At 61.2% G+C, this 10,681-nt stretch carries 10 protein-coding genes and 1 pseudogene; 7 read left to right on the forward strand and 4 right to left on the reverse strand.

What is annotated here, in order from left to right:
* Positions 1-47: 47 nt before the first annotated feature.
* Positions 48-503 carry a DUF721 domain-containing protein gene (locus ACTJK7_RS05930; protein ID WP_064383764.1) on the forward strand — a complete coding sequence of 152 codons (456 nt, stop codon included), beginning with the start codon at positions 48-50 and terminating at the stop codon, positions 501-503.
* A gap of 10 nt (positions 504-513) precedes the next feature.
* On the opposite strand, the gene ACTJK7_RS05935 is transcribed toward ACTJK7_RS05930, so the two are convergent.
* Positions 514-2,001: a helicase HerA-like domain-containing protein gene (locus ACTJK7_RS05935; RefSeq protein ID WP_108563710.1), complete on the reverse strand. Its 1,488-nt coding sequence runs from the start codon at positions 1,999-2,001 to the stop codon at positions 514-516.
* A 187-nt stretch (positions 2,002-2,188) separates the two neighbouring features.
* Here ACTJK7_RS05935 and ACTJK7_RS05940 point away from each other — a divergent pair.
* The 5 genes and pseudogenes from ACTJK7_RS05940 to ACTJK7_RS05960 form a co-directional block, all read left to right on the forward strand.
* Positions 2,189-3,220 (forward strand): annotated as a pseudogene (locus ACTJK7_RS05940) (HAMP domain-containing protein); the annotation flags it as partial.
* Between the two features lie 93 nt (positions 3,221-3,313).
* Complete coding sequence (locus ACTJK7_RS05945) at positions 3,314-4,078, forward strand: methyl-accepting chemotaxis protein (protein WP_371915539.1); 765 nt, start codon at positions 3,314-3,316, stop codon at positions 4,076-4,078.
* A gap of 157 nt (positions 4,079-4,235) precedes the next feature.
* Positions 4,236-5,348, forward strand: coding sequence for a glycosyltransferase family 4 protein (locus ACTJK7_RS05950; protein WP_108563089.1), 1,113 nt, complete (start codon positions 4,236-4,238; stop codon positions 5,346-5,348).
* Positions 5,341-6,117, forward strand: a complete 777-nt coding sequence (locus tag ACTJK7_RS05955) for a polysaccharide deacetylase family protein (RefSeq protein WP_323151288.1) — start codon at positions 5,341-5,343, stop codon at positions 6,115-6,117. Before ACTJK7_RS05950 ends, ACTJK7_RS05955 begins: the two co-directional genes overlap by 8 nt.
* Entirely contained in the window at positions 6,114-7,112 is a 999-nt protein-coding gene (locus ACTJK7_RS05960; protein WP_440779845.1) for a lysylphosphatidylglycerol synthase transmembrane domain-containing protein, read from the forward strand. The genes ACTJK7_RS05955 and ACTJK7_RS05960 overlap by 4 nt, the downstream gene beginning before the upstream one ends.
* Here ACTJK7_RS05960 and ACTJK7_RS05965 read toward each other — a convergent pair.
* Both ACTJK7_RS05965 and purU read right to left on the reverse strand, forming a co-directional pair.
* Positions 7,096-7,272: a hypothetical protein gene (locus ACTJK7_RS05965; protein ID WP_007951232.1), complete on the reverse strand. Its 177-nt coding sequence runs from the start codon at positions 7,270-7,272 to the stop codon at positions 7,096-7,098. The genes ACTJK7_RS05960 and ACTJK7_RS05965 overlap by 17 nt on opposite strands.
* Before the next feature lie 133 nt (positions 7,273-7,405).
* Positions 7,406-8,254, reverse strand: coding sequence for a formyltetrahydrofolate deformylase (gene purU / locus ACTJK7_RS05970; protein ID WP_011335666.1), 849 nt, complete (start codon positions 8,252-8,254; stop codon positions 7,406-7,408).
* Positions 8,255-8,593: 339 nt separating this feature from the next.
* On the opposite strand from purU, the gene mvaT reads away from it, so the two are divergent.
* Positions 8,594-8,971 carry a histone-like nucleoid-structuring protein MvaT gene (gene mvaT / locus ACTJK7_RS05975; protein WP_007951234.1) on the forward strand — a complete coding sequence of 126 codons (378 nt, stop codon included), beginning with the start codon at positions 8,594-8,596 and terminating at the stop codon, positions 8,969-8,971.
* Between the two features lie 101 nt (positions 8,972-9,072).
* On the opposite strand, the gene sbcB is transcribed toward mvaT, so the two are convergent.
* A complete protein-coding gene (gene sbcB / locus ACTJK7_RS05980) occupies positions 9,073-10,503 on the reverse strand; it encodes an exodeoxyribonuclease I (RefSeq protein WP_108563093.1) in 1,431 nt (476 codons plus the stop codon).
* Positions 10,504-10,681 lie beyond the last annotated feature (178 nt).

Genomic DNA, 10,681 nt, shown 5'->3' on the forward strand with positions numbered 1-10,681 from the left:
GGTGCTATCTGCTACCATGGCGCCTCTGCAACTTCAGGTTCTAGATCATGGCATTTCGCCCTCTCACAGCCAGAGCGCCCGCCGTTCTGCTACGCGAAGCCAGGCCGTTGAAAGCCATCCTCGGTCACGCCCAGCGCCTGGCTCATCTGCAACGTCTGCTCGAAAGCCAGCTGCAACCCGCCGCCCGTGAACACTGCCATGTGGCCAAGTGGCGCGAAGGCGAGCTTTTGCTGATCGTCACCGACGGTCATTGGGCCACGCGTCTGCGCTATCAGCAGAAACGCCTGCAACGGCAACTGCAGATGTTCGACGAGTTCGCCAATCTGACGCGGATCAAGTTCGCCGTGCGGCCACCGACCCTCCAGCGCGAGGCGAACGGGCCGACGATCGACCTGTCGACGGATGCGGCGGCGACCATCCAGGCCACCGCCGACGGGATCAGCGATCCGAATCTGCGGGCGGCACTGGAACGACTGGCCGCCCACGCCAAACCCAAGTCCTGAGCCTTGTTGATCAGCGGCGTTTGCTGCCGCCGAGCAATGACCCCATCAGGCCGCGCACCAATTGTTTACCCAGCGAGTTCGCTGCCTGGCGCATCGCCGACTTGAGCGCCTGCCCCGCCGCCGTGCCGAGAAATTCTCCGGCCTTGTCCGCCAGACTCGGCTCTTCAGCCGCCGGTTTGCCCGGCGCCGCTTCAGCCTCCGGCGCCAGCCCCTTGCGGCCCATCAGGATTTCATAGGCCGACTCGCGATCAATCGGTTTGTCATAACGGCCCTTGAACGGCGAACCGGCGATCAGCATTGTGCGCTCAGTCTCGGTCAACGGCCCGATCCGCGATTGCGGCGGCGCCACCAGCACCCGCTGCGCCATTTCCGGCGTGCCCTTTTCTTGCAAGGTGCCGACCAGGGCCTCGCCAATCCCGAGTTCGGTGAGCACCGACAATGTGTCGAACGCCGGATTCGGCCGGAAGCCATCCGCCACCGCCCGCAGGGATTTCTGCTCCTTGGCAGTAAATGCGCGCAGGCCGTGCTGGATCCGCAGCCCCAGTTGCGCCAGCACATCGTCCGGCAGATCGCCCGGCGACTGGGTGACGAAATACACGCCCACACCTTTCGAGCGAATCAGCCGCACCACTTGCTCAAGCCGCTCCTGCAATGCCTTGGGCGTGTCACCGAACAACAAATGCGCCTCATCGAAAAACAGCGCCAGCAACGGTTTGTCGGCATCGCCACGCTCAGGCAATTGCTCGAACAGCTCGGCCAGCAGCCACAGCAGGAAAGTCGCGTAGACCTTCGGCGCCTCATGCACCAGACGACTGGCATCCAGCAAATGGATGCGCCCGCGACCGTCAGCGGTCGGTTGCAGAATATCTTCCAGTTGCAACGCCGGCTCGCCGAACAACGCCTCGGCGCCCTGCTGCTCCAGCGTCGCCAGACGCCGCAACAGCGCCTGGCTGGAGCCGGTGGTGAACAGCGCCGCGTCTTCGCCCAGCAGCTGCGGATTGTCCTTGAGATGATTGAGCAGTGCCTTCAGATCTTTGAGATCCAGCAACAACAGGCCTTCGCGATCCGCCACCTTGAACGCTGCGTACAGCGCCGACTGCTGGCTGTCGGTCAGTTCCAGCAAGGCGCCGATCAGCAGCGGGCCCATTTCACTCAACGTAGTGCGCAGCGGATGACCGGACTGACCGTGGATGTCCCACAAGGTCACGGGATACGCCTGAGGCTTGTGATTGAGCCACGGCATGCCGGTGATGCGCTCGGCGATCTTGCCCTGAGGGTTGCCGGCAGCACCGAGACCGCACAGGTCGCCCTTGACGTCGGCGGCGAACACCGCGACCCCGGCGTCGCTGAATTCCTCGGCCAGGCGCTGCAAGGTGACCGTCTTGCCGGTACCGGTGGCCCCGGCCACCAGTCCGTGACGGTTGGCCAGGCGCATGGCCTGAGCGATCGGTTGCCCGGCGAGGTCGGCGCCGATTACGAGTTGCGAGGAGTCAGGCATTTGGTCACCCAATGGTTAATCTTTGTCGATCATGGCCGATAGCTAAAGGTGACAGATGCGACTGACATCCGCATCGGAGATTTCCCTAAGGAGAAGCGGAAATACCTGCTTGTACTCATCAAGCCCACCTAGCGAGCATCTATAGAAGCACGCCCTGAATAATAAGACCTTAGCGGAACCCCAAGCCATGAACAAAAATCTGCGTTTCAGCCACAAAATTTTGCTTGCCGCCGCCCTCATCGTCATTGCCGCCTTTGCCTCGTTCACGCTGTACAACGACTGGTTGCAGCGCAATGCGATTCGCGAGGACCTGGACAATTACCTCAACGAGATGGGCGAGGTCACAGCCGACAATATCCAGACCTGGCTCAGCGGGCGCATCCTGCTGATCGAGAACGCTGCCCAGAATATCGCCATCAATCCCGAGCCCGCCGCCGTCGCCAGCCTGCTGGAACAGAAAGCCCTGACCTCGACCTTCATGGCGTCCTACCTCGGCGATGCCACCGGGCACTTCACCATCCGCCCGGACGCGAAGATGCCAGATGGTTTCGATCCGCGTGTTCGCCCTTGGTATAAAGGTGCCGAAAGCAGCAGCACCTCGACCCTGACCGAACCGTACATCGACGCGGCCACCGGCCAGACCATCATTTCCATCGCCACCGCCGCGAAGAAGGCCGGCCAGAGCGTCGGCGTGGTGGGCGGCGACCTGAGCCTGCAAACCCTGATCAACACCCTCAGCGCCCGGGATTTCTCCGGCATGGGCTACGCGTTCCTGGTCAGCGCCGACGGCAAGATCCTGGTGCATCCGGACAAAGCGCTGGTGATGAAGTCCCTGAAGGAAGCCTATCCGCAGGACACCCCGCGCATCAGCAGCGATTTCAGTGAAATCACCGTCGACGGCAAGACCCGCATCGTCAACTTCACCCCGATCAAGGACCTGCCGTCGGTGAACTGGTATATCGGCTTGTCGGTGGACAAGGACAAAGCCTTCTCGATGCTCAGCGAATTCCGCACTTCGGCCGTGATCGCGACCGCGATTGCCGTGGCGATCATCATCGCCCTGCTTGGCATGCTGATCCGCATTCTGATCCAGCCGCTGCACGTGATGACCCGCGCCATGGAAGACATTGCGGATGGCGAAGGCGACCTGACCAAACGCCTGACCATCCAGAACCAGGACGAGTTCGGCGTGCTCGGCACGGCGTTCAACCGTTTCGTCGAACGTATCCACGGCTCGATCCGCGAAGTGTCGTCGGCCACCGGCCAGGTCAACGAAGTCGCCCTGCGCGTGGTCGCGGCGTCCAACTCGTCGATGTACAACTCCGACCAGCAAGCCTCGCGCACCAACAGCGTGGCCGCCGCCATCAACCAACTCGGCGCCGCCGCCCAGGAAATCGCCCGCAACGCCGCACAAGCCTCGACCCAGGCCAGCGACGCCCGTGGCCTGGCCGAAGACGGTCAGCAAGTGGTGGAGCGCAGCATCAAGGCGATGAACCAACTGTCGAGCATGCTCAGCGCATCCAGCAGCAATATCGAATCGCTGAACAGCAAGACCGTGAACATCGGCCAGATCCTGGAAGTGATCACCAGCATTTCCCAGCAAACCAACCTGCTGGCGCTCAACGCGGCCATTGAAGCAGCGCGGGCCGGTGAAGCCGGGCGCGGATTTGCGGTGGTGGCGGACGAGGTGCGCAACCTCGCCCACCGCACCCAGGAATCGGCGCAACAGGTGCAGACCATGATCGAGGAGCTGCAAGTCGGCGCCCGCGAGTCCGTCAGCACCATGAGCGACAGCCAGCGCCACAGCCAGGACAGCGTAGAGATCGCCAACCTCGCCGGCGAACGTCTGAACAGCGTGACCCAGCGCATCGGTGAAATCGACGGGATGAACCAGTCGGTGGCCACCGCGACCGAGGAACAGACTGCCGTGGTCGAGTCGATCAACGTGGATATCACCGAGATCAACACGCTGAACCAGGAAGGCGTCGAGAACTTGCAGGCGACGTTGCGGGCTTGCTCGGATCTGGAGCAGCAGGCTTCGCGCTTGAAGCAACTGGTGGGCAGCTTCCGCATTTAAAGCCGTTCTCCCGGTCGTCTTCGTCGTTCACAACTGTCCGACGAAGACGACCAACATCCCTCCGAAACCGGCCTTGCACCCCACCGCGAAACCCCGACCGAACATCTATTCTTGATAAAGGTCAACCAAGGGAGATCAACGCGGAGGGACGTTCACCGTGCATATCGCTGACATCACCATGTTCTACGCCCCGGCCAGCGGCGGCGTGCGCACCTATCTGGATGCCAAGCACCGTCGCCTGGGTGTGAAGCCCGGGATCCGCCACAGCCTGCTGATACCCGGCGCGCATTTCGGTGAAGATGATGGCGTCTACACGGTTCCCGCCCCTGCCCTGCCTTTCGGCAAAGGCTATCGGTTCCCCTTGCGACTGGCCCCTTGGCGAAACGTACTGCAGGATCTGCAACCCGATCTGATCGAAGTCGGCGACCCTTACCTCACCGCCTGGGCCGCGCTCGATGCACGGCGACAACTGGATGTGCCGGTGATCGGTTTCTATCACTCGGACCTGCCATTGTTGGTGGGCAACCGCATGGGCCACTGGGTCACGCCGAATGTCGATGCGTATGTGCGCAAGCTGTACGGCAATTTCGACCGGGTGCTGGCGCCCAGCCAGGTCATGGCCGACAAGCTCGGCGGGCTGGGCGTGCGCAATGTCTTCGTGCAACCGTTGGGCGTTGACCTTCAGACCTTCCACCCCGATGCCCACGACGCCGCGCTGCGCAGCGAACTGGGGATCGCCGAGGACTCGCGCCTGTTGATCTTCGCCGGCCGGGGCTCCAAGGAGAAAAACCTGCCGGTGCTGCTCGACTGCATGAAGCGCCTGGGCCCGCGTTATCACTTGCTGCTGGTCGGTTCGTCGATGCCGGCGTCCGTCCCGGACAACGTCAGCGTGATCGACCGGTTCTGCCCGGCCGCACAGGTCGCGCGGCTGATGGCCAGTGCCGACGCACTGATTCATGCCGGCGATCAGGAAACCTTCGGCCTGGTGATCCTGGAGGCCATGGCCTGCGGCATTCCGGTGGTGGCGGTGGCGGCCGGGGCGTTCGAGGAAATCGTCAGCGAATCCTGTGGCCTGCTCTGCGCGCCGAACAATGCGCAAGCCATGGCCAATGCCGTGCGTGAGCTGTTCAGTCGCGGGGCTGGCGTACTTGGTCAACAGGCACGCCAACATGTCGAGCGCAATTACGCCTGGGACACGGTGGTCGACAGCCTGCTGGGCCACTACCACGCCGTACTCGGCGATTCGGTTCCGCGGGTGGCCAATGGCTGAATCTCACGAGCGCCCGACGTTAATGCTGGTGCTGCATGACGTGGCACCCTCCACGTGGGCCGATTATCGAGAATTTGTCGAAGCCGTTGACCGGTTGGGCAACGTCCCGATGACGTGGCTGGTGGTCCCGAATTTCCATCGACACGATGCCCTCGAGGCCCACCCGGCGTTTTGTCGAATGCTCGACGAGCGCGTCGCACGCGGCGATGAACTGGCCCTGCACGGCCACTTTCATGAAGACACCGAGCCCGGCCCGCGCACGGCGCACGACTGGTTCATGCGCCGGATCTACACCCATGAAGGCGAGTTTTATCAACTGTCCCGTGAAGCCGCCCTCGCCCGCCTGCGCCTCGGCATCGATCTGTTCCGACGCCATGGCTGGCCACTGCATGGTTTCGTGGCACCGGCCTGGTTGATGAGCGCCGGCACCCGCCAGGCACTGCGCGAATTGCCGCTGCGCTACACCAGTGATCCGCAACATCTTTATCACCTGCCGGATTTCGCCGCAGTCGAGGCCCCGGGACTGGTCTGGAGTGCTCGCAGCGCCTGGCGTCGCGGGATATCGAGGATCGTCAGCGAACAGCGCGAGCAGCGCTGGCGTCAGGCGCCGGTGATTCGTCTAGGCTTGCACCCGGTGGACATGCGCCACCGTTTTTCCCGGGATTACTGGTGGCGCACCCTTGAACGACTGCTGGCGGACGGGCGCATCCCAATGACCAAAATCGACTGGCTGACACGCCAGCGCACGCAAGCCGAGCGTGCCGCTTGAGTCGCGGCATTCTGCTGCTGATCGGCCTGCTGGTGGCCGTGGCGGTTCCTGTCCTGCTTGGCGGCAGCGAGACCTGGGAGCGCCTGCAGGCTTTCCCGCTGAATTGGCTGTTGATCATGTTCGCCATGGTGCTGCTGTGCTGGGGCATCAACACCCTGCGCCTGCGGCTGTTGCTCGGCGATCAGCGTGACCGGGTCACACCGGTCAAAAGCCTTGGGGTGGTGATGGCGGCCGAATTCGCCTGGTGCGCCACGCCCGGCGGCAGTGGAGGGCCGTTGACGATCATGGCGCTGCTGGCCCGCAGCGGCGTGCGCCCGGCCCGGGGCAGTGCCGTGTTTGCGATGGATCAGTTGAGTGATCTGCTGTTCTTCCTCTGCGCCCTCAGCGGGATCCTGATCTACGCGCTGTTCCAGCATCTCAGCGACCGTATGGAATGGCTGCTGAGTGTCAGCGCCGTCTCACTGTCCGGGGGCTTGCTCAGCTGCATATTGGTCGCGCGCTATCACCGTCGTTTGATCCGCCTGGGCGGACGCCTGTTGGCCGGGATGAACGTCGAACCCCGCACCCGACGGCGCTGGGCGCGGCAGTTGCTGCACTTTCTGGCCGCGTTCACCGATGCGCTGAAGTTGCCGTGGCAGACATTGATCAAAGTGTTCGTCCTGACCTGCGTGCATTGGTCATTGCGATACAGCGTGCTGTATCTGGCGTTGCGCGGGCTGGGGGCGGATGTGCAGTGGGCCTGGACGTTTCTGATCCAGATGCTTTCGCTGGGGGCGGGGCAATTCAGCCTGCTGCCGGGCGGGGCCGGTGCAGCGGAATTGACCTCGGCGGCGCTGCTGGCGCCGATGGTCGGCAAATCGACCGCGGCGGCGGCGATCCTGATCTGGCGGGTGGTGACGTATTACTTCTATCTGCTGGTCGGTGGCCCGGTGTTTCTACTGATGCTGGGCCGGCCATTGCTGAAAAAGCTGTTGAGCGTCAGACAGGCTTCTTGAGGTCATCCTCTTCGTCCTTGAGTTGTTCCCACAGTTCGGCAGCACCGGGAAACTCCGTGCCGTCCTCCGGACTCAGGTCATCCGGGTCATAGCGGCTCAGGCAGCCTTCGCCGAGGGTGGCGGGGGCTTTGGACGTGGCTTTGTCCAGTGGATCGCTCATCGGTATGTCCTCAAGGTCCGTGGATCGTTCCCACGCTCTGCGTGGGAACGCAGCCCGGGACGCCCTGCGTCCCAAAGCAGACGCGGAGCGTCTGAAGAGGCGTTCCCACGCAGAGCGTGGGAACGATCCTGAATCAGAACACCACGGTCTTGTTGCCGTGCACCAGCACGCGGTCTTCCAGGTGATAACGCAGGCCACGGGCCAGCACCATCTTCTCGACGTCACGGCCGAAACGCACCATGTCTTCGATGCTGTCGCTGTGGCTGACACGTACCACGTCCTGCTCGATGATCGGGCCGGCATCCAGCTCTTCGGTCACGTAGTGGCAGGTCGCACCGATCAGCTTCACGCCACGCATCGAGGCCTGGTGGTACGGTTTGGCACCGACGAACGACGGCAGGAAGCTGTGGTGAATGTTGATGACCTTGTGCGCGTATTCGCGGCACATGTCCGGTGGCAGGATCTGCATGTAGCGCGCCAGCACCACGACTTCGGCGTCGTGCTGCTTGACCAGGCGCGATACCTCATCAAAGGCCGGTTGCTTGTCCTGCGGATTGACTGGCACGTGGTAATAAGGAATGCCGTGCCACTCGACCATGCTGCGCAGGTCGTCGTGGTTGGAAATCACGCAGGAGATCTCGCAATCGAGTTCATCGCTGTGCCAGCGATGCAGCAGGTCGGCCAGGCAGTGGGATTCGCGGCTGGCCATCAGCACCACGCGTTTTTTCTGCTCGGTGTCGGTGATGCGCCAGTCCATCGAGAACTCTTCGGCGATCGGTGCAAACTTCTCGCGCAACACCTCGATACCGAAAGGCAGGGAATCGGCACGGATTTCGTGACGCATGAAGAACCAGCCAACCTGATTATCCGAGTGGTGGCTCGCTTCGGTGATCCAGCCATTGTGGGCCGCCAGAAAGTTACTGACTTTGGCAACGATGCCAACGCGGTCCGGGCAAGAAATCACCAACCGAAAAGTGCGCATGAGGGGGAAACTCCAGAACTTCGCAAAGGCCGCCATTCTAGCGACTGCGCGGGAAAACTGCAGTAATGATGACCCTCGGAGGCTTACGGCACCCCGTCGCAGCTTTTTTGACGCTCGCGAACGCCAGAATGATGGCGCTGCAATAGCCATGCTTGAACAGCCCTGTGTGAATATCTGTGAAGACTCCATCACAATATTTAACTGAACATTCAATTCAGGGCTTTTCAACGTAACTAATTCAAATAAAAACCCCGGTTAAATGTTTACTTGATGAAACAGCCTGACTATTATTGCAGCACTGTCCCCTGCCATCGCGCACTCCCACATAAGGTAGTAATCATGTCCTTGATCAACGAATATCGTGCCACCGAAGAAGCTATCAAAGAGCTGCAAGCCCGTTTGAAGAACCTGTCGCAAGACGACAAACTGCAAGCCGAGCTGGAATTCGAAGGCAAACTGCGCACACTGATGGGCGAATATTCCAAATCCCTGCGCGACATCATCGCGCTGCTGGATCCAGAGTCCAAAACCAAGGCACCACGTGGCGGCGCAGCCAAAACTACCGGCACCAAGCGTGCTCGCAAAGTTAAACAATACAAAAACCCGCACAACGGCGAAGTCATCGAAACCAAAGGTGGCAACCACAAAACTCTGAAAGAGTGGAAAGCCAAGTGGGGCGGTGACGTGGTTGAAGGCTGGGCTACCCTGCTGGGCTAAGCCGCAACCCTTGTCGCAGAGCGCTTCTGTGACACAAAAAAACGCCAGCGAATGCTGGCGTTTTTTTATGCCCGGCATTCAAGCGCCGGACATGTTCGATTTCAAAGATCCAAACGTTTGCGCAATGCCTGGACATAGTTCTGCCATTCAACCAACACCTCGGCCTGCATCGGCGTAGCACTAAGCAGCCATTGCTCCATGGCCTGGGCAAAAGATTTCAAGGTATTAGGCGCGCCCCACTCCGGCTCGGACAAGCGCTGCCGGCAAAAGATTCTCCAGCGCTCTTGCTCTTCGAAATTCAACGTATCGGGAAAGTTACGTGCTCGATATCGAAACAACAATTCAGGCAAACGTTCGTCATCGAACGGCCATTGCTCTCGCGCCAATTGGCCAGGATCGGTCGCCCTCACTTGCTCACATAAACGACTATCACGATCACCGATAAATCCGTCGTACAACTGTTGTTCGGGATCTTCACTCGAGGTGAAATCTTCGCTGGCATAAATCGCCGAGACTTTATCTTTCCAAACTTGTTGTGCGTCACTTAGTCGCAAGGCGCGCGCCTGATACAACGCCATGTCCAGACCCAGGCGCTGCTGATCGTCAGCACGCAACACCGACAACGGCGCCACCACCGGGCACTTGTTGATGTGAATTAGCTTGAGCGGCACCGGCAACTCGCCTTCGGTCAGTTCGTCACGCCGGGTATACAGGCGCTGACGCAATGTTTCGGCATCCAGGTCGAGCAGCCCCTGCGGGTCCAGGTGCAGATCACACACGATCAGCGCGTTCTTGTTGCGCGGATGCCAGGCCAGCGGCAGCACCACGCCGACATAACTGCGCGCAGCCGAGAAGCGACCGGAAATGTGCACCATCGGCTGCAACAGACGAATCTGGTCCATCACCTTCTGTTTGCTGCGCAGCTGGAACAGCCAGTCATACAGCTTCGGCTGCTTCTCGCGGATCAACCGGGCCAGAGCAATGGTGGCGCGCACGTCCGACAAGGCTTCGTGCGCGTTGCCGTGATCAATGCCATTGGCAGCGGTCAGGCGTTCGAGCTTGAGCGTCACCCGGCCTTCATCATCCGTCGGCCAGACCAGACCATCGGGGCGCAATGCGTAGGCGGCGCGCACTACATCAATCAGATCCCAGCGACTGTTGCCGCCCTGCCACTCACGGGCATAGGGATCGAAAAAATTGCGGTACAGGCTGTAGCGGGTCATCTCGTCGTCGAAGCGCAAGGTGTTGTATCCCGCGCCGCAGGTGCCGGGGGCGGCGAGCTGAGAATGAACCCGGGTCATGAAGTCGGCTTCGCTCAAGCCTTGTTCGGCGAGACGACTCGGCGTGATGCCGGTGATTGCGCACGCCGCCGGGTGCGGCAGGATGTCTTCGCTGGGCTGGCAGTAGAGATTGACCGGCGCGTCGATTTCGTTGAGTTCGTGGTCGGTGCGGATCCCGGCCACCTGTAACGGGCGGTCGCATCGGGGATTGATGCCGGTGGTTTCGTAGTCGTACCAGAAAATGGAAGTCACGGGCGGTTCCTGAACTGAAGATCGGCAAAGTCTAGGCGTTCAAGCGCCGTCGCGGCCAGCGCCGCATCATTCAGTCACCTTTGGTTGAAGGATGTGTATGACATAGTTATGTCGTTTCCCCCCGAGAGACTGCTAGCATCGGACGCACTTGCATCCCGATCCGGCAACATCAGGTAGC

This window comes from Pseudomonas sp. 22085 (assembly GCF_052045815.1).
Classification (GTDB): Bacteria; Pseudomonadota; Gammaproteobacteria; order Pseudomonadales; family Pseudomonadaceae; genus Aquipseudomonas; species Aquipseudomonas glycinae.

What these genes read in the sequence shown, in the direction of transcription:
- purU (WP_011335666.1), bottom strand. Translation starts at nt 8,254, where the DNA reads ATGCGCACTTTTCGGTTGGTGATTTCTTGCCCGGACCGCGTTGGCATC.
- ACTJK7_RS05965 (WP_007951232.1), bottom strand. Translation starts at nt 7,272, where the DNA reads ATGAGCGATCCACTGGACAAAGCCACGTCCAAAGCCCCCGCCACCCTC.
- ACTJK7_RS05955 (WP_323151288.1), top strand. Translation starts at nt 5,341, where the DNA reads ATGGCTGAATCTCACGAGCGCCCGACGTTAATGCTGGTGCTGCATGAC.
- ACTJK7_RS05935 (WP_108563710.1), bottom strand. Translation starts at nt 2,001, where the DNA reads ATGCCTGACTCCTCGCAACTCGTAATCGGCGCCGACCTCGCCGGGCAA.
- ACTJK7_RS05930 (WP_064383764.1), top strand. Translation starts at nt 48, where the DNA reads ATGGCATTTCGCCCTCTCACAGCCAGAGCGCCCGCCGTTCTGCTACGC.
- mvaT (WP_007951234.1), top strand. Translation starts at nt 8,594, where the DNA reads ATGTCCTTGATCAACGAATATCGTGCCACCGAAGAAGCTATCAAAGAG.
- ACTJK7_RS05945 (WP_371915539.1), top strand. Translation starts at nt 3,314, where the DNA reads ATGTACAACTCCGACCAGCAAGCCTCGCGCACCAACAGCGTGGCCGCC.